We start from the raw sequence: 18,645 nt of genomic DNA, 5'->3' as shown, positions 1-18,645 counted from the left end.
CCGCCCAGGTTTTTCTTAAAGCCGTATTAACTATCCCCAATATAAGTTTTTTTAACATGAAAACACGACTGCCGCCGCTCAAGCCCCTGCGCGTATTTGAAGCCGTTGTACGGACCGGCAGCCTGACGCTGGCGGCCGCCGAGCTGCACCTGACGCACAGCGCGGTGAGTCAGCAGATCAAGCTGCTGGAACAGCATTTCGACCAGACCCTGTTTGTCAGGGGCCAGCGCGGCGTCGAGCCGACGGCGGCGGCGCGGATATTTTTTGCCGACGTCAAAGCCGGCCTCGACCGCATCGCGCTGGCGGGCGAACAGCTGCTCAATACCGGCAAGGTGCGCATCATCCGCGTCAGCTGCACGCCATCCATGGCGATGCGCTGGCTGATTCCACGGCTATCCTCGTTCCAGATAGAAAACCCGCGCGTCGAAATCCGCGTCACCACCTCGACCGTCGCCGTCGACGCCATCAAGGAACCGTTCGATGTGCTGATACGGCGCAGTCCCATGCATCGCGCTGAGTACGAGTGCATACGTTTCCTGGACGACGTGCTGACGCCGGTAGCGTCGCCGCGTTACCTGCAGCAGCACTGCTTCAAGGCGCCGGCCGACCTGCTGCAGGCATCGCTGCTGCACCTGTCGAGCCGCTCGGAAAGCTGGACGCGCTGGTTCAGCGCAGTCGGCGTGGCGGTCAAGGGCCAGCTTCCCGGCCAGATCTATGAACATTTCTTTTTAAGCTTGCAGGCAGCGCTGACCGATCTTGGGGTAGCGCTGGGATCGCTGGCCCTGATCGAGGATGATCTGGCGCATGGCAGCCTGCTGCCGCTGTTCCCTGACCTGCTGCTGCGGGACAAAGGATTCCACTTGCTGTTCCGCCCCGGCGGCCAGGATCCGGTGCTGGCGAATTTCATCGGCTGGCTGCAATCGAAGGGACAGCAGACCTGCGCCAGTGTAGTGCTTCGTATGTAATGGCGCTTAAGAAATGGTGTATTTTCGTGCCAGGCTAGGCGGATGGCCGCCCCGCGCAAACCGGAGCGATAGCGAGACTATCGCGAGGATTTGCAACGACGCATGGCGCGAAAAGACGCGGTCGGCTAGACGCCGTTTATTAAGTGTCATTACGTGCGAAACACTACACTAGTATTATCCCGGCGGCAGGGTAGAGAGGCAGTAACGGACGATGGCGTCCTGTACGTCGGATTGTTCGCCTACCGCCTGCGCCACCGTGATGGCCAGTTGCGGATGCTGCTGCCGGGCCTGTGCGATCAATGCCGGCAAGTCGCGCCGTACATGGCCGCCCTGCCCCAGGAATACCGGCACCACGCTGGCTTCGCTGACGCCGGCGGCAACCAGCTGCTGCAGCAGCTGCGGCAGGCCGGGCTGCATCAATTCAAGGAAAGCCAGCTTGACCAGCAGCTGCGGCCGCTGGCGCTGGATCAGCTGCCGCAGGGACTCGAACGGCGCGGCCCAGCTGGGATCGCGGGCGCCGTGGGCGAACAGGATAAGCGCCTGGCGAGGTGTGGAATGAGAGGCAGACTGAGACATGGTTCACCCTATCTTCAAGCAAGGTGCGGCGTCAGTTTCGCTCGATCTTCCACAAGGCGCCGATGGCGATCAGCAGGAAGATGGTGCTGGGCAAGGCCGCGGTGAAAAAAGGCGGCCATGTGTTGAGTAAACCGAGATGCGAAAACAGCGTATTGACCAGCTGGAAACTGACGCCGATCATGATGCCGGTAAAGATCTTCAGGCTGACGCCGCCGGTGCGGAAATGCAGGTAGGCGAACGGCAGGGCCAGCGCCATCATCACGAAGACCGACAAGGGGTACACCAGCTTTTTCCAGAACGCGATGTCGTAGCGCTCGGTGTGCTGGTTGTTTTCCGCCAGATGCTGGGAATAAGACCACAGGTTGTAAGCCGACATATGGTCCGGGTCGGCAAACAGGACCGACAGGATTTCCGGCGTGATTTCCGACACCAGCTCCTTGTTCGGGAATTTCTTGGTAGCGATCGAACTGGTGATGTCTTCAGTCGAGGTGCCGTTGACAAAATCGGTCTGCACCACGTCTTCCATGTTCCAGGTGTGCTGGCCCTTGTAGTCGGCGTGGCCGGCCAGGATCAGGGCCGTCATGTGCAGGTTGCGGTCGAATTCGTAAAGCTTGACGCCGATCAGCCGGCCGTCCGGGCGGATTTCGCCGATATTGATGAAGCGCGAGCCGACGATGTCGCCGCTGGTGCCGCCGGTCCGTATCACATCCTTGCTCCACAAGCCGGTCTTGAATTTCTGCGAGATCGACGAGCCCTTGGCCTCCAGCTTCACCTTCTCGGCAAACTCGGCGCTCTTGGGCGACACGAATTCCCCGATCAATACCGTGGCGACCACAAACAGCAAGCCGATCTTGACCAGGATCTTGGCGGTCATCATGGTCGACATGCTGGAGACGCGCATGATGGTGAATTCGGAACGCGCGGCGAATTGCGACAAGGTATAGATGGTGCCGATCAGGGCCGCAATCGGCATCAGCTCATAGGCGTAGCCCGGCAAGCCAAGCACGACGAAAAAGAAGGCGTGCTGCAATTTATAGCCGCCGCGGCCGACCGACGGCAGCTCGTTCATCAAGTCGAAGAAGGCGAACAGCGCCAGGAACGCCGCCAGCGTGAACAGGACGGACCGGACTATCTCGGAAGTGAAATAACGCTGCAGGACTTTCATGTTGCCGCCGTTTTCTTGATCGTTTTTTTGTTTTTAAGCAGGCGTGCGTGCTTGACAGCGGACCACATGACCAGAGGGTGGCAGCGGCTATTGACATTGAGCCGCCATAGGAACAGCAAAGCGATGATGGCCAGCACCACCAGGTGCATCGGCCACCAGCCGACGCCGAACGACATGCGTCCCTGCACTACCGCGGCCTGGAAGATATTGGTCACGTTGCTGTAGGTAATGAACAGCAGCAGCGCGATCAGCAGGCTGGCCGAACGCCCTACCCGCGGATTGACAAAACTCAGCGGTATCGCCAGCAGCATCAGGCATAGCGCCATCAGCGGCAGCGACAGGCGCCACAGCAGCTCGCCCATGTTGAAGCCGTTGCGGTCTTTCAGCAGGTCGCCGGTGGGCAAGGCGCGCGCCGACTTGTCGCCGTTGACCGCTTGCGAATTGCTGGCCACCAGCACGCCGTATCGCTCGAATTCCATGACCCGGAACTCGTTCTGGCTGGAGAGGACGTCATAGCGCCGCCCTTTCGACAGGATCAGGAACTTGTCGCCGTTCTTGTCCAGCTCGACATTGCCTTCCTTGGCCACCACGATGCTGTTCTTGCCGTCCTGCTGGGTATTGACGAAGACATTCTTGACCTTGCTGGCGTCGCCGGTCAGTCCTTCGACGAAGTAGATGCGGTTGGCCGACGCCGATTCCTGGAACTTGCCGGGCGAAACCCGGGAAATGTCTTCACGCTTCTCGAAGCGCTCGCGGTATTGCGCGCTCTCGCTGTTGGCCCACGGCGTCGCCACAAAACTGAGGAAAGTGGTCAGGACGATGATGGGCAGGCCGAACCACAGCACCGGCTGGATCCAGCGCACCAGGCTCTGGCCGGACGCGAACCAGACCACCATTTCCGAATCCTGGTAGCTGCGCGTGACCACCAGCAGCACCGAGATATAGCCGGTCAGGATCAGCAGGATCGGCATGTAGTTCAGGGACTGGAATCCGATCAGCGCGACCACGTCCTGGGACGCAATCTGTCCTCCGGCTGCTTGTCCCAGAATCTTGATCAGCATCACCGTGATGATAATTGTGAAGAGCGTAGTGAAAACTGCACCGGCGGTGCTAATTAATTCGCGTCGTAGTGCGCGCTGAAAGATCATTGGGGAATATAATTGCGGATCAAAAAAAGGAGTAAGTGATGGACTTTAGCATAAAAACCATTGACGCAAAAACCTCAATTGCCTCTCTGAAAGCCGGCTGTATCGCAGTCGGGATCTATGAAAACAAGAAACTCTCGCCACAAGCGCAAGCTCTTGACAAATCTGGTGAAATCACTGCTGCACTAAAGTCCGGAGATATTTCCGGTAAACCAGGCTCTACTCTGCTGCTGCGCAAAGTCGCCGGCGTCGCCGCCGAGCGCGTGCTGCTGATCGGCCTTGGCGCGGACGGCGAGCTGAACGACAAGGTCACGTCGATGGCGGCCCTGTGCGTGGCGCGCGTCCTGGCGACGCTGGGCGGCGCCGACGCCCTGCTGGCGCTGCCGTTTGACGCCGTCAAGGAACGCGACCTGGCATGGGCCATCCGCAGCAGCATCCTGGTGCTGCGCGACAACAGCTATCGCTCGGACACCCTGAAAAGTAAAAAAGAGACAACATCCGGCATCAAGAAGGTCGCCTTCCTGGTCGCCGCCGCCAAAGCCGCTGTCGCCAAGGACGCCCTGGCGCAAGGCGTGGCGCTGGCCAACGGCATCGACCTGACCAAGGAACTGGGCAACCTGCCCGGCAATGTCTGCACCCCGACTTACCTCGCCAACACAGCCAAGAAACTGGCCAAGGAATTCAAGCTGTCGGTCGAAGTACTCGACCGCAAGCAGCTGGAAGCCCTGAAAATGGGCAGTTTCCTGTCGGTTGCACGCGGCGGCGGCGAAGCGCCGAAGTTCATCATCCTCAAGCACCTGGGCGGCAAGGCCAAGGATGCGCCGACCGTGCTGGTCGGCAAGGGCATCACCTTCGACACCGGCGGCATCTCGCTCAAGGGCGGCGCCGGCATGGATGAGATGAAATACGACATGTGCGGCGCCGGTTCGGTGCTGGGCACCATCCGCGCCATCGCCGAGCTGAAGCTGAAGCTGAACGTGATCGGCGTCATTCCGGCGACTGAGAACATGCCGTCCGGCACCGCCACCAAGCCGGGCGACATCGTCACTTCGATGTCGGGCCAGACCATCGAGGTCCTCAACACCGACGCCGAAGGCCGCCTGGTGCTGTGCGATGCGCTGACCTACGTAGAGCGCTTCAAGCCGGCTGCCGTGGTCGATATCGCGACGCTGACCGGCGCTTGCGTTACTTCGCTCGGCCACCACAATTCCGGCCTGTTCACGCGTCACGACAGCGCGCATGACGCCCTGGCAAACGAATTGCTGAGCGCCGGCAAGGCGACCGGCGATACCGCATGGCGCATGCCGATCGAAGACAGCTACCAGGAACAGCTGAAGTCGAATTTCGCCGACATGGCGAATATCGGCGGCCCGGCCGGCGGCAGCATCACCGCAGCCTGTTTCCTGGAGCGCTACACCAAGAAATACACCTGGGCCCACCTGGACATCGCCGGCACGGCATGGAAAAGCGGCGCAGCCAAGGGCGCAACCGGACGCCCGGTCGCCCTGCTGACCACGTTCCTGATGAATCGCGCCGCCGCAGCCAAGTAATCGGTAACTGGCATGGCAGACGGGGTGCCGGCAGCAATGCCGGCACCCCGCTTTTATTTCTGCGCTCGAATTGTTTAACCCAGTGTAGCGATCACCGGCGCGTGGTCCGACGGCTGCTCCCATTTGCGCGGCACCCGGTCGATGACGCACGCCGTGCACTGCGCTGCCAAAGGCGGCGATAGCAGGATATGGTCGATGCGCATGCCGCGGTTCAGGCGGAATCCCATCTGCCGGTAATCCCACCAGCTGAACAGTTTCTCCGGCTGTTCGAACATGCGGAATGCGTCGGTCAGCTCTAGCCCCAGCAAGCGGACAAAAGCGGCGCGCTCGGGCGGCGACACCAGGTTCTGCCCGATCCAGGCGGCAGGATCGTGGACATCGCGGTCTTCCGGCGCGATATTGTAGTCGCCCATCAAGGCCAGCTTCGGATGCTGCCGGCATTCGTCCTGCAGCCAGTCGTGCAAGGCATCCAGCCACTGCAGCTTGTATTGGTATTTTTCCGATTCGGGCGACTGGCCGTTGGGGATATAGGCGCAGACAATCCGCATGCCGTCTATGGTGGCGGCGATGATGCGCTGCTGCAGGTCTTCATAGCGGGGATTGTTCTTGACCACGTCGGTGATCGGATGGCGCGACAGGATGGCCACGCCGTTATAGGTCTTCTGGCCGCTGAACGCCACATGGTAGCCGGCCGCCTCGATTTCCGCCGCGGGAAATTTATCGTCGGTCAGCTTGGTTTCCTGCAGGGCCAATACGTCGACAGGATTATCAGCCAGCCATTGCAGCACTTGCGGCAGGCGGACTTTCAGAGAGTTGACGTTCCAGGTCGCAATCTTTTGCATTATTTAAAATCCTTATTTTACGTAGGCTTCAATGGGTTTTATGCTCAATTTCTATTTCTAGCTACCCATTTGATACCGGGTATGCTTACCCGGCTTTGCAAATGACGATGTTACCGCACCAGCTACCTGGCAGGGGCATGGGTTATCAGAGCATCGATACTGCCGGCGGTAATACCGTGGTAATCGCCGCAGAACGGGTGAAAGTCACCACGGCGCTTGCTATCGTCAATGGAAGGCGATGCAGGGATGATTGTCCGGCATTGCGATTGAGCCGTATCTCGATGGCGGCAAAGCTCGATGCCCCCAATACGGAAGCCGATGCGTCGAGGCGACAACTGGTGATTGACGACCGGCGCACGGATCAGTTGGACCGTGTCGCTGCCCTTCGTGACGCCCAGCATGACGATCCGGTGACAGTCCGACTCGGAGTCTTGCTCGGAACGACGGCGGCTAGCGGCAACGAAAGAGGTTGGCGCCGCTCAAGTCGATTTCGCCGGTCGCATGGCGGCATGTGCACTTGAATCGGCGCTACGGCTTCACTGCAGCTTGGACGCGAACAGCCCAATTTCGGCGAGATCCGTAAAGGTGCTATCGCCATTATTGGCTGTGATGTTGAGCCGGTAGTAGCGATAAGAGGCCGGATTCGCGATTGTGTAGCTCTTCAGCTTTAAGCGTGTGGCAAACACCTGGTTGCTTTGGGTGTCGAGCGTGGTCCAGGTAGAGCCGTCGGTGGAGCCCTGGAACTGCCAGTCCTTCGGATCGCGCGGGACCAAGTCGTTGGAGCTGGTGACCGCATAGCGCTGGACGCGCTCCGTGTGGCCGAGGTCGTACTGCAGCCAGCCGCTCACGCCCGGGTGGAACCATTCCGTCCCCGAGTTTTTGTCGAAGGCGCTTCTGGCATTGGCCGCGTTGCTTGCGCTGTCGTTTGCGGCGCCACCGGTGGCGACGTTCACCATCGGACGCTCCGGCGTAGCGCTGTCCGCGGCAGAATTATCGCTCGTGCCGGCGGCGTTGGTCGCCGTGACGGTGTAGTAGTAGGTCGTGCCGTTGATCACCGACTTGTCCGTGTAGCTGCTGCCCGTGACACCCGACGCGATGGTTGTGGTTGGGCCGCCGCTGAAGGCGGAGCGCTTGACCGTGTAGCTGGTGGCCCCAAAGGACGCCTGCCAGCGCAGCGGCACGGCACCATCGCCCGGCGAGGCCAGAAGCATGGCGGGCGCCGCGGGAACGACGCTGGGCGCACCACCGTCGCCACCGGTGATTTGCACGTTGCTGAAGGTGGAACTGTTCTGGGTACCCCAGGAGGCCGAGGCGACCACCAGACCAACATAGATCGTTTCGGGAACAGGGGCGTCGATACGGCCGACATCGGTGGCAGCCCAATTGGTGCCATCGGGAGAAACGTAGCCGGTAATGATATTCCCGATGCGCTCGAGCTTCACCCAGTACGAGGGCGTGGAACTGGCGATGTTGAAGGCCTTGGTCCCATAGTTCGTGCCGCCATACACCGCGAGCTTCGGCATGCTCTGTTTGGCCAGGCCGTTGTTCGCAACGGCCATCCAGGCACGGGGAGCGCCTGTTTCCAGGCTTGTTCGCATCATCACGCCCGCCACTGCGGCCGGACTGGTGTTCTGGACGGACTCGACTTTCGCGATGATGGCGGCATTGCCGGTGATGGCCTTGTAGGTGAAGTGGCAAGCGTCTTGCGCGCCCCAGAATATGTCGTTGCCTGCTCCCTGAACCGTCCATTTGCCATTGGCGTATGTGGCCATGCTGGCTGGGGTGGCGCCCCCGAAGTCAACATCGTTGAACCCCGAGGTGATCGAGGCGGCCGAAGGAATGGGCAGCGCCGGCGGCGGCGTCGCTTTCGAGGTGTCGGAATCCTTGAGGAACATGAAGCTGGTGCCGTCCACCGGCATCCAGAGGCGTCTCTGCGCGATGAAGGGTGCCTGGAGACCCTTGCGGAGGACGTAGGCGCCATAAATCTGATTGAGCGCTATGTTTCCGCCATTGGCGCCGTTCCAGCCGCGATTGGTGACGTCGGTGAGGTAGTAGCGATCGGTGGTGCCGAAAGGAAGGGCGGTCGTCGGGACGAGTTCGTTCACCCGCGCGAAATACTCACCCGCCGCCAGCAGGCGGTTGTCAAAGTCGGAATAGATGTCGATGCCTTGGCTCCAGAGCGCCTCGGCGAGCATGGTCAGCGACTTGAGCTGCCCGTAGGAGTGTCCTTGGTCGCGAAGGTAGTCGCCGAGCATGCCGATGTCGTTGGAATTGCGCAGTCCGATATGGGCTAGCGTGCGAGCCTGATAGACGACCTTGTCCAATGCCTCGATGTCGTCGTTGTAGATCGCCATCAGTCCAAGAGCGGTGAGGGCCAGTGCGCCCTTGTTGGCTGCCCCGTAGGAGCTATCACCATAGGGATTCGATGCCGGCATCAGGACGTCCTTGAAGTACTTCTTGACGATCGCCGTGTCGGCTTCCGTCCAGCCCGGCCATGTGCCGCGCAGGATGTCCGCGCCGCCCACGACCTGGAGAGCGTAATCGCCCAGATCGAGCATCGACTCGCGACCCGAAAACTCAGTCTGGGTGCTGGCCCAAGCAAGCAGGACCTCGCGCGCCTTCTTCGCGTATCGTTCGTCCTGGGTGAAATACCACATCCGCGAAAGATTCCAGATCGCGCCCATGTCCTTACGCCAGGGCCAAAGATGCTCGTCGGGGGCGCGACTTACTTTCGCGAACGGGCCTGACATGAGGTAGGTGAAATGGGCCGTGCCGTCATTCGCCAACATGTTGTAGGCAGACTTCCACGGCTCCTTGCCCTGATCGACGTACGCCTTGAGAGTCTGGAGATCCGAGAGGGTGAGTGGAGCGCCTGGATGCTTGATAACGCGGACCACCGGAGCACTTCCCACCGGAGTACTTCCCACTGGAGCACCTCCCACCGAAGTACTTCCCACTGTGGCACCTCCCGCTGGGGCGCCTCTCGCTGGGGCGCCTCCCACTTGGGCGCCTTCCACAGAGGTATTTCCCATCGGTTCGCCACCGCAAGCGCTGAGTATCAGACAGGCAGAGATCGTTATAAAAAATTGTTTTTTCAAAAAAAAAGTCATTTTATTCAAAGGAAAAAGGTGTCCGTAAGAATAATTTTTTCATCTTGTCAAAAGAGGAAAAATTATTTTTCCAGAAGGAATTTCGAATGGTAATAAGGTGCGGAGTCGATACGTGCGCAACCATCTTCGGGTGACACCTCCAGCACTATCCGTGCCATATCGAATTCCTAATATGAAGCCGGATGAATCAGAAGAACATGCCGAAACCCTGAAGTAACTTTGACTGAAGGATGAAAACCCGACAAATTTTGATCTGGGTGAAATCCGTGACCGCGGCTTTGAGCCGCAGCGCTACCGGGCCAGCGGCTTCAACCTGGTGACGTCGCCATCATGCTGTGGAACAGGGTCTATCGAACAAACTGGATTTTCGTTGTTTCAAATTTTGAGTGCAGTTATTTGGGCCTGTTCAAGTTAAACGAGACTGCCCGGCCGGTGTTAGCGCTAACAAAATTTGTCAGTTTTTTTGTTTTTCGATTAACTTTCTATCCATATCCTGGTGGCACAACTTCGAATCCCCTTCGGCCTTTTCGCCTGAATTCGTTCTACTGCGTGTTCGGTATTCGATGTGGCACGGATAGTGCTGATAATGTTTCCGCATGACAACTATCGCATGCTAAAAATATGACATCTCTTTTTAAAAAACAATTCTTTATCACGATCTCTGCCTGCCTGATACTCAGCGCGTGCGGTGGCGGCACGAGTGATGCCGGAACAGGCTCTTCCTCAACCGGCACGGGGGCCACTCCAGCTGGCACGGGGTCTACGCCAGCCGGCACAGGGTCCGCGCCAACCGGCACGGGCTCTACGCCAAATGTCACTTTCATGGGCAAGAGCACGGTGTTGATCGGAAGAACGTCGATTGATGCTCTTTCGGTTGCCGCACCATTCGACGCTCAGTACCAATACGTCGTCAGTCCGCCGGCACCGTCGAGCGACCTGTACACGGCGACGTCCTGCCCGAATGGGACGAACTGGTGGGGATGCGCGGGCGGTAGCATCGGGGGGCTCATCCCCACCGTCGAAGCCCGCGCTGCGCAGGCCACCTACTTGGGTAAATCGTCTCCGCAGACAGTGATGTGGACATGGTTTGAACTCGGCCTCCTGGCGCCCGTGAACAAGTGGCAGGACGAGGTGACGGCGGTCAACCAGGTCGACCTCCTCACCAGATACCTGAACGACTACCGTTTCTTCCTCCAGAAGATCGGCACCTCGCACGACATGATCGATCTTGAACCCGATTTTTTTGGTTTCGCGCGAGGGTACGGCCCTCTGGACCAGGACCCGGCGCAGGTGACGGCTGCGAATCCGACCGACTGCGGAGACCAGGCGAACACTGTGGCGGGTCTGGCTCACTGCCTGATCGCAATGGCCCGCAAGTACGCTCCCAACACGGCCGTCGGCCTGCACCTCACCTGCTGGGACTGGCCCGGCAACGTGGATAAATGTGCCAAAGATTACGTGACCCTCGGGGGAAAGGGTGCAGACTTCCTCGTCGGGGAGGTTGAATCCACGGACGCCGGACTCAACGCCAAGCAGGGGAATGGCAACTCATTCTGGAGCGACCAGAAGTGGGCCACGCAACTCGCCTATTGGAAACAGATGGCCGAGGCGGTCGGCCACCCGATCGTCGTCTGGCAGATCCCGATCGGTAACATGGCACAGAACAACACCGACTACCACTACCAGGACGACAAGGTGGACTGGCTGTTCTCGCACATGGGCCAGGTCGCGAGCGCCCATGTCGGGGCTCTGATGTTCGGCCAAGGATCGGACCTGTCGACCACGGCTGAAACCGACGGCGGCAACCTGTTCGCGAAGACGATCGCCTATCGCAATGCAGGGGGCACGCCGCTCAAATAGCGGTAAACATCGACGAAAGACCGGCCGGGATAGTCAATGCCGCAAAGCTGAACGGCACAAACGGTAACGTGGAATTGGTGATGTCGACGAGCGCAATATCCTTCCAGTGTGTGCGCATCTAACGCAGGCCGCGGCGCCATGTGAGAAAGGACGGCAGCAGCGGCACTGCTCCGAACTGTTCAGCGCCCGTGCGAATGAACAGGTAGGAAGCTCCCCATAAGGCTGCGAGCGACAAAAGAATGGCGAGATCGAACCGTTTCATGTTCGTGTTCATTGTGCGGTGTCGTCTACGACCGCGGAAACCTTTGAACGAATGATGCAGAAGCCTGCAACGAGGGCTGGATGAGATGAATGCTTGGTTCGCGATGCACCTCCTGACTGGCATGCCCTCATGCGTGGATGCGTTCAACAAAATCTGCTATCAGCGGCGCGATCACCGGGAGGCATTCTTCTAGCGCGAAGTGTCCGGTATTCAGTAGATGTAGTTCGGCGCCCGGCACGTCGTCAAGATAGGCCCGTGCACCGGCCTCCAGGAAGAACGGATCGTGGCGCCCCCATAGGATCAGTGCCGGCGGTTGGTGTGTACGCAGCCATGCTTGCCATTGCGGATACAGCGCGACGTTGGAGTGGTAATTCAGGGCGAGATCGATCTGGATCTGCGCCCGTCCGGGCAGATCGAGAAAATGCTGGTCGAGTGTCCAGCCGTCGGGCGCGATGTGCTCCGGATTCGCTGCACCAGTGAAATACTGGCTTCGTGTCATCTCAAGCGTCAGGATATTCAACACGCTGTCCTCAGCACCTTTCACACCAGGTCGCAATGCGGTCATCTCCTGCGCCATCGGACTCAAGCCTGTCGTGTAAGCGTTCCCGTTCTGGATCACCAGCCCCTCGATCCATTCCGGATGCCTTGCGGCCAACCGAAAGCCCACCGGTGCGCCGAAATCAAACAGGTAAGCCACGAAGTGATCCAGTCCCAGCACGCGACAGAAACCCTCCATCACGTCCGCCAGCCGGTCAAAGCTATAGGTGAACGGCCCACCCAGGGTGGAAGGCAGCGGGGCGTCGCTGTGACCGAAGCCAGGGTAGTCCGGCGCGATCAGGTGATAGCGATCGCCCAATGCATCCATCAATCGGCGGTACTGATGCGATGCGGACGGAAAACCGTGAAACAGCAACAAGGTGGGGGCGTCCTTTGGCCCTGTTTCCCGGTAGAAGACCTGGACGCCATCGACATCAACACGGCAATGTGTGACCTGCGGAATGTTCATCAAGACTCCAGAAAGGTGTGACTGTGAAAGATGGCTGCGAAAGCGTTACCTCGCGTGCGGTGGGCGCTCCAGTTCTTCGGGTCACGACTCCCTCGAGTGTCGTGCTACTGTCCTTGGCTTCTGGATAAGCCTACCAGCGCTAACGGCCTGAAAACTGAAAGCCTGTGTGACTTACATTTGTTTATTAGGAGCGTGTCGGCCTCGCCTAGGCCATCCAAGCTAACACGCACCTAACGTATGTGATACGGTCCGTGGCTGCATGTATTGTTATTGACTACTGCACGCTTAACTTCGGCACCGTATTGCCGTCCTCAATTGGAAAAAAATCCTTCAGCAAACTGAAATACGCATCCGTTTCTTCCACCCAGGGCCGGTGTCCGCTGCGCTCAAAGACAACCAGCCTGCTGCTGGCGGCAGGCAAGGCTGCTTTGATTTCACCGGCTATCTTTGGCGTGCCGACACGATCGTAACGGCCGACGCAGATCAGCGTCGGGACCGTGAGGAATTGCATGCGGGGGCGCGGATCGTAGCGCTTCATGGTGCCTCCCACCTGCCACTCCGGATCGTCGCCTATAAAACTAAGGTACACGTTGGAATTCGAGGCGTCCGCCTTGTCGCCGGATTGATAGAGCTTGCTTTCCATGTCCGGATCGCGCCAGTAAATGTCGAGTTCGGTCTTTCCGTACAGATCTTCATATTCATCGGCGCTCGACTTAACCCCGCGCGTCCGGAGCTGCATCAGTTGCTCCCATATCTCGGGAAACTGATTGCGCGCGGTGAAATTTACACTGTCGATATTCTGTTGCCAGCTCTGTGCATTGAGCAAGGTGTCGGATAAGACCAGCCGGGACACATGTTGCGGATACTTTAATGCGTAGGCGAGCGCTGGCATACCGCCGTATGAATGACCGATTACTGAGATTCGTTCATAGCCGAGCGCGATGCGCAGAGCTTCGATGTCTTCCGCGTCGCGTTCTACCGTGTATTCCGAAGAGCGTTGCGGCTCCAATCTATCTGACCGGCCTCTGCCTATGTTATCCAGATACACAACGGTGTGTTCAGCGGCTAGCCGCGAAAACCAAGGGTGAAATGAGGTATGGCTTGAACCGGGGCCGCCGGCGACCAGGAAGACCGGCGAACCGGAACCCTCGGTTTCATAATATATTTTGCCAAATTTCGAAGGAGCAAACTGCCCGTTACCGTGAATCTCTGTCCCGGTCTTCGCAGACGTCTCCAAACTGCCTTGCGCCTGAACGCTTACGGGGAGCCAGGAGCACGTCATTACCGCCAATATAAGTGAGCCGATTCTCAAAACACCGCGCTGGCTTAATTGCGATTTCATTTTTTCCCTTTCGTTTATCGAAAATTGTCGAGATTGAGCTACCTCGTCGCATCACACCTGATTTGCTGGCCATGGAAAAGTACGTAGACACAATTACCTTGTGAACATTGAGCCTGCCGCCAGGAACTGGGCGATGAATGCATCCGCTGGGCATACCCAGGCCGTCAGTCATCAAATCTCAAACGCGACAGGAACGCCTCGTTCAAGGCTCGTCAGCCGGCTTGCCAGGCCCACCGTTGCGAAAGATCGGGCGAGCTCGCTCTGGCTCTCAATGAAATGTTCCCAGCCTTCGTTGTGGATGGCGACGATATCGGTTTGCGGGAAAGCATGCGCAAACTCGATGGCGTCGTTGCTGCCCATGGTCATGTGGAATTTGCCGCGCGGTTGCGCCGCGCCCGTGAAAAGAATCGCCAGCCGGATGTCGAACTTGTCCTTGATAGCCGCGACACCGTCGTACCAAACGGTATCGCCTGATACGTAGATGCTCCCGCTGGAATCTTCAGGAGTCACAACAAAGCCCACGACATCACCGCTGACGGGTTCGATGCCCACGGGGCCATGCCGTGCGGGAGTCGCTGTTACGCGTACGCCTTTCTTTTCAGGTCCGTGAACCACGACGCTTTCCCATGTCTTCAGCCCCTCGACACTGCCGCCGAGCCGGGATGCGCCGGCTGGCGTGGTTAGCACGCGCGGTGCGTGGCTGAGGAAGGCCCGCCCCGAGTGGTCGAGATTGTCCCAGTGGTGGTCATGGCTGAGCAGCACGGCGTCAATCGGAAGTAGCGACGCTGGATCCGTTGCTGGTCCGGTTTGTTTGACCAAGGTGATGGTACCCGCATCATAGGCTTGCGGTTCGTCGAAGGTAGGATCGGTCAGGAGCCTTGAGCCCGCAACCTCGATCAATGCGGTCGGGCCACCAATTAAGGTAAGAACAACTTTCATTGAAGATCAAATCCTTTGCAAAAAATATGGCAAGAAGCACATTATTGCCGCATGGAACTATATCCCAACTTGGCGCCAATCAGCAAGACGCGAACTCGGCATGAGATAGCCGGATTCAATCTTGGGCATGCGACAGACCGGAAATGACCCGAATATGCCCCCGCAATCGGTCCGATGATTGTGCTTGTCGTGTCGGCGTCGTCGCCCAAGTTAACAGCTCGTAATACTGCTTCGTCAAAACTGTCCGTATTGAAAAAGCACCCCAATGCGGCTTCTAATGAATCGACGCAGTATCCGGTGCCTCGAATCTCCGTCTCAGTTTTAGCGATAAAAGATCCGCTTGCCAATTCGATTAATTTTGGTTGTGACGGAATGAAACTGATTTCATCGATCAATTCCCCCTTTTTGCTGACTGCTTTCCGGCGCGAAATGCGGCAATCGTTTTCTGCGTGGTTTGCTCATACATTCCTGGCGAGGGGCAACGGACTCGCTGCCGATCCTGGATCACGTTGGAGCCATTGCAAGAAGATTGGATCACATCGACGGGGCGTGCAGCAGGAATCGAATCATGAGCGATTAAAAAACCAAGGTGTTTTCTGACCAACCGATTTGGTTATTAATTGATGGTAATCGGTTTGATTATATTGCCAGGCCCGTTTATTGCTTTTGCACTCTACAATTTTCTTTAAGGACTGGCTTCAAGAAAATACTATTGTGGGAAATTTTGTTCTCGGTCGGGGGTGGCGGCTATGTGCTTGTCGGCTTGGTTATCCTTATTGTCAGCACGCCCTTTAAGGGAATCAGAATAACGAAAAAAAATAGATTTTCTTTCTTGTAAAACAATCTCAGTTCCGTCACCTGAGCCGCTCATTAGACACAATGCAGGAGGAGTAAGGCTACTAAAGGCTAATCTGACTTCATTCTTCTTCAAGTGCTGGAGAAATGATATCGATAGCCCGCTCACAATGCGGCCTACTAATCATTTCGGTGTCGATCTTTCTATCCAACTCGTTTATTTTTATTTCTCATGCCTACCCCACATTTTTTGACCAGGAACTGCCTTGCTGCACTGATCGTTTCTCTTGCAGCTGCCGGCTGCGGCGGTGGCGATGGCGGTACAACGAGCGGCAAGACCAACAGTAACGCCGACACCACAACGACGGTTGTCGATATTACCGCGGCTATCCTCGCCAATCAGAACATCGCGCTTAGCACCGACTCCGTTATCAATCTACCAGCCGGCGTCACTACTTATACTGGAGTGATCTCGGGCCAAGGAACGCTGCTCTTAAATCCTGCCGCAGGCAGTAGCCATCCGAGCACTTTTGTCCTCACTCAGGCCAGCACATTTATGCTACCCGACAGTCGCCAGATTGAGACAGTGACGAAATCCGTCTATCCTGGTATGGGATATGCTCTGAGCATTACCGGGAGTAATCCTCCTGTGCTGACTATCAATCCTGGCGTAACGCTGCAAATCGGCAGCAATACGAGCGCAGATAACTCGCCGAATATTATCGCCACCTCGGACAGTAAAAACCTGGCAAGTGTGGTTAATGGAGAGCTTAATCTCAACAACATTCTCAACAATGGCGCTATCGTGCTGAACAGTGCCCAGTTCATTTTGCTGGGTGAAATCAGCGGCAGCGGCTCTATCTCACAATTGCCGAACGCTTGGGGCGGCAATTCCATGGGTGGCGTCAACCCATTCTCTGGGGTGCTGGCGTTGAGCGCCGGACAGGATTTCGGGACGAATCACGTCAGCCCATCGATATCCAACGCCAAGGCAGTGGTCAATGAAGGGTCGTGGCTGGTCTGGAGTGCGCCCAACAGCGTTGTGACTGTCACGCAGAATATCTACGAGGCGAGTTTTGGCGGGGATATCAATTTCCATCCCATCGGCAATTCGAGAATCATCATGCGTGGCGTTTATAGCCACACGGATAACAGCCCGCACGGAAGCCCTAATCTGCTCAACCCCGGTTTGAGCGACGCCAGCCTGAATCTGGCGAAAGTGATTTACCGCGGCGGCCCGAATGACGTCAATGGCAACGACGGCAGCTATAGAGGCATCAATATCGAAAGCGGCGGCACGGTCCAGTGGGGAGACGGCACGACGCACGACTTTTTCCTGCCATCCGCGCCGTCGCCGTTCGCGGTGAGTCCGGCGCTGGGAGCAAAGAATGCATATATCAACCTGCATCGAGGCGGCACCCTGGCCTTGAACTACAATGGTCCGGTCTCGCTGAACGCGGGTATCACCGGCGGCGGCGGCGGCCCTGACCGGGACGGCAGTACAGGGACGGGTAATGTCACCATCATGTCGACGACCGGCAACGATGTTACCTTTAGCCAGCCGCAAAATTACAACGGCATTACAACCATCGGTGCCAAGGCAATTTTACGATTGGGAGCTGGCTCGCCGCAGCCTTTGAACTACGACAAATTGGTCTACAACAGCTCGACTCAACAATACGTCAAGAGCACAACGTTGCAGGCAACTTACAACGGCGACAGCAGTTTGCTGACGGCAGAGTCGGCCGGTGGCGCATCGACCGACAGCATCGTGAACGACGGCAGCCTGATTATTCAAAACACAACCGACGCCATCACACTTTCCAATATCAGCGGTAGCGGGACTTTTCTGCAGAACGGTACAGCCAGCACTACCTTGCGTAACAACAGCTTCAGCGGAGCTGCCATCATCAACAGCGGTAGCGTGCTGGCGGCCAGCGCTAATGCTTTCGGCAGCGGGAACCTGACCAATAATGCCGGCCTCGGTCTGGGAAACACGCAATTTGAACTGACATTGGCCGGCAGTTATCAACAAACCGCAAGCGGTTCTTTGACATTGCCAATCAACGGTACCAGCAAAGGCGTCGACTACGGCCATCTGACGGTAGCCGGCCCGGTTGTTTTGGGTGGTGTCCTGGCGTTAAACTTCAGCGGCACTTTCACGAGCGGCCAGAAATTTACATTGATCGACGCCGGTGGCGGCATCACCGGTTCTTTCAGCAATGTTACGAGTTCTGGGCCTGCCGTCGACATCACGTTGAATGGAGCGGTTTTGTATGCGACAGTGAGGTAAAGCTGCAACTAGCACATTGTTAGCCGGCACCGAGGCAAGTTATTGTTCGAGCCAGCCAGCGATGGAATGTACCTATGCGACTGGGGGCGGATGACTAAGACTATTTTCTTAACGTCTTGGCGGTTCCCAATGGAAGTAGCTCGATACTAGTCGGCGGGAAGAATTATCCCCAATTCTATTAGTCGAGGCCCACCATGTGTTCGCCCTTTGGTACCGCAACACGTCGTACATCGTGCCAACCGCGATCACCGGGAACATGCGCAGCTTGAACAAAGTGAATTTCGCGATCCTGCGCCGGTTCGGGCTACGCTATGAGCCACGCTTCACCGATCTCAATGAACAACTTAGCGAAATTTACTGCGCAGCCGATCCTGCGCTGTACGAGCATTGCCTCATCCAACCGTCAGGACGAATCGACCTGACGACGATCCTCGATGAAAAAGAGAACATCGACTGCGTCGTCGCCACCCCGGGGTTAAAGGAGATAACTCAGGGCACACTGATCCGCTAGCTAAGCACCTACACCGATGCAAACCCGACGCGTCGGGCGATCTTTGAATACGACCGGCTGGTGCGCAGCATCTGCACGCTGCGGTACCTGCGCGACCCAAAGCTACAACGCAACAGCACCGTTCACAGAACCGCATCGAATCCTACCATCAGCTGCACTCGGCGATCGCGCAAGTCGGTGGCACGAAGGAGCTGACCGGAAGGACCGACATTGAGATCGAAATCAGCAACCAATGCGCGCGATTAGTCATCCCCCCGCCACGCCTGCCCGCTAAATTGAGCGGT

Annotated in this window: 15 protein-coding genes and 1 pseudogene; 6 read left to right on the top strand and 10 right to left on the bottom strand. The window is 57.6% G+C overall.

From position 1 onward, the window contains the following. Positions 1 to 56: 56 nt before the first annotated feature. Positions 57 to 965 carry a LysR substrate-binding domain-containing protein gene (locus BM062_RS13025; protein ID WP_092397458.1) on the top strand — a complete coding sequence of 303 codons (909 nt, stop codon included), beginning with the start codon at positions 57 to 59 and terminating at the stop codon, positions 963 to 965. A 174-nt stretch (positions 966 to 1,139) separates the two neighbouring features. Here the strand turns inward: BM062_RS13025 and BM062_RS13020 are convergent, their stop codons facing one another. From BM062_RS13020 to lptF, 3 genes are read right to left on the bottom strand one after another with little or no spacing between them, the layout of a single operon-like run. Then, positions 1,140 to 1,541, bottom strand: a complete 402-nt coding sequence (locus BM062_RS13020) for a sirohydrochlorin chelatase (RefSeq protein ID WP_092397456.1) — start codon at positions 1,539 to 1,541, stop codon at positions 1,140 to 1,142. A 31-nt stretch (positions 1,542 to 1,572) separates the two neighbouring features. After that, complete coding sequence (gene lptG / locus BM062_RS13015) at positions 1,573 to 2,706, bottom strand: LPS export ABC transporter permease LptG (RefSeq protein WP_092397454.1); 1,134 nt, start codon at positions 2,704 to 2,706, stop codon at positions 1,573 to 1,575. Continuing rightward, positions 2,703 to 3,854: an LPS export ABC transporter permease LptF gene (gene lptF, locus BM062_RS13010; RefSeq protein WP_092397452.1), complete on the bottom strand. Its 1,152-nt coding sequence runs from the start codon at positions 3,852 to 3,854 to the stop codon at positions 2,703 to 2,705. The genes lptG and lptF overlap by 4 nt, the downstream gene beginning before the upstream one ends. Positions 3,855 to 3,892: 38 nt before the next feature. Here lptF and BM062_RS13005 point away from each other — a divergent pair, with 38 nt between their 5' ends. Further along, positions 3,893 to 5,401: a leucyl aminopeptidase gene (locus BM062_RS13005; RefSeq protein WP_092397450.1), complete on the top strand. Its 1,509-nt coding sequence runs from the start codon at positions 3,893 to 3,895 to the stop codon at positions 5,399 to 5,401. 74 nt (positions 5,402 to 5,475) lie between these two features. On the opposite strand, the gene xth is transcribed toward BM062_RS13005, so the two are convergent. Continuing rightward, positions 5,476 to 6,243: an exodeoxyribonuclease III gene (xth, locus tag BM062_RS13000; protein ID WP_092397448.1), complete on the bottom strand. Its 768-nt coding sequence runs from the start codon at positions 6,241 to 6,243 to the stop codon at positions 5,476 to 5,478. 137 nt (positions 6,244 to 6,380) lie between these two features. Here xth and BM062_RS12995 point away from each other — a divergent pair, with 137 nt between their 5' ends. Next, positions 6,381 to 6,764 carry a hypothetical protein gene (locus BM062_RS12995; protein ID WP_139220043.1) on the top strand — a complete coding sequence of 128 codons (384 nt, stop codon included), beginning with the start codon at positions 6,381 to 6,383 and terminating at the stop codon, positions 6,762 to 6,764. Positions 6,765 to 6,779: 15 nt separating this feature from the next. On the opposite strand, the gene BM062_RS12990 is transcribed toward BM062_RS12995, so the two are convergent. Next, the gene (locus BM062_RS12990; RefSeq protein ID WP_254785061.1) at positions 6,780 to 9,140 is read right to left on the bottom strand and encodes a discoidin domain-containing protein; all 2,361 of its coding nucleotides are present in this window, start codon (positions 9,138 to 9,140) and stop codon (positions 6,780 to 6,782) included. A 1,035-nt stretch (positions 9,141 to 10,175) separates the two neighbouring features. Between BM062_RS12990 and BM062_RS12985 the strand changes: the two genes are divergently transcribed. Next, positions 10,176 to 11,213: a hypothetical protein gene (locus tag BM062_RS12985; protein WP_254785060.1), complete on the top strand. Its 1,038-nt coding sequence runs from the start codon at positions 10,176 to 10,178 to the stop codon at positions 11,211 to 11,213. 118 nt (positions 11,214 to 11,331) lie between these two features. Here the strand turns inward: BM062_RS12985 and BM062_RS25570 are convergent, their stop codons facing one another. The 5 genes from BM062_RS25570 to BM062_RS12965 form a co-directional block, all read right to left on the bottom strand. Beyond that, entirely contained in the window at positions 11,332 to 11,487 is a 156-nt protein-coding gene (locus BM062_RS25570; RefSeq protein ID WP_175500990.1) for a hypothetical protein, read from the bottom strand. Between the two features lie 115 nt (positions 11,488 to 11,602). Beyond that, positions 11,603 to 12,481 (bottom strand): alpha/beta fold hydrolase, encoded by an 879-nt coding sequence (locus tag BM062_RS12980; protein ID WP_092397440.1) that lies wholly within the window; start codon positions 12,479 to 12,481, stop codon positions 11,603 to 11,605. Positions 12,482 to 12,755: 274 nt separating this feature from the next. Then, positions 12,756 to 13,823, bottom strand: coding sequence for an alpha/beta fold hydrolase (locus BM062_RS12975; RefSeq protein WP_092397438.1), 1,068 nt, complete (start codon positions 13,821 to 13,823; stop codon positions 12,756 to 12,758). A gap of 171 nt (positions 13,824 to 13,994) precedes the next feature. Continuing rightward, positions 13,995 to 14,762, bottom strand: coding sequence for an MBL fold metallo-hydrolase (locus BM062_RS12970; RefSeq protein WP_092397436.1), 768 nt, complete (start codon positions 14,760 to 14,762; stop codon positions 13,995 to 13,997). Between the two features lie 41 nt (positions 14,763 to 14,803). Further along, positions 14,804 to 15,109 (bottom strand): ADP-ribosylglycohydrolase family protein, encoded by a 306-nt coding sequence (locus tag BM062_RS12965; RefSeq protein ID WP_254785062.1) that lies wholly within the window; start codon positions 15,107 to 15,109, stop codon positions 14,804 to 14,806. 680 nt (positions 15,110 to 15,789) lie between these two features. Here BM062_RS12965 and BM062_RS12960 point away from each other — a divergent pair. Beyond that, positions 15,790 to 17,850: an autotransporter outer membrane beta-barrel domain-containing protein gene (locus tag BM062_RS12960; RefSeq protein WP_092397432.1), complete on the top strand. Its 2,061-nt coding sequence runs from the start codon at positions 15,790 to 15,792 to the stop codon at positions 17,848 to 17,850. A 184-nt stretch (positions 17,851 to 18,034) separates the two neighbouring features. Further along, positions 18,035 to 18,609, top strand: a pseudogene (locus tag BM062_RS12955) (Tn3 family transposase); the annotation flags it as partial. Positions 18,610 to 18,645 lie beyond the last annotated feature (36 nt).

It is taken from the genome of Collimonas sp. OK412, assembly GCF_900112135.1.
GTDB lineage: Bacteria > Pseudomonadota > Gammaproteobacteria > Burkholderiales > Burkholderiaceae_D > Collimonas > Collimonas rhizosphaerae.
Note: the sequence above shows the minus strand (reverse complement) of the source record. Positions and strands in the feature narration are given on the sequence as shown.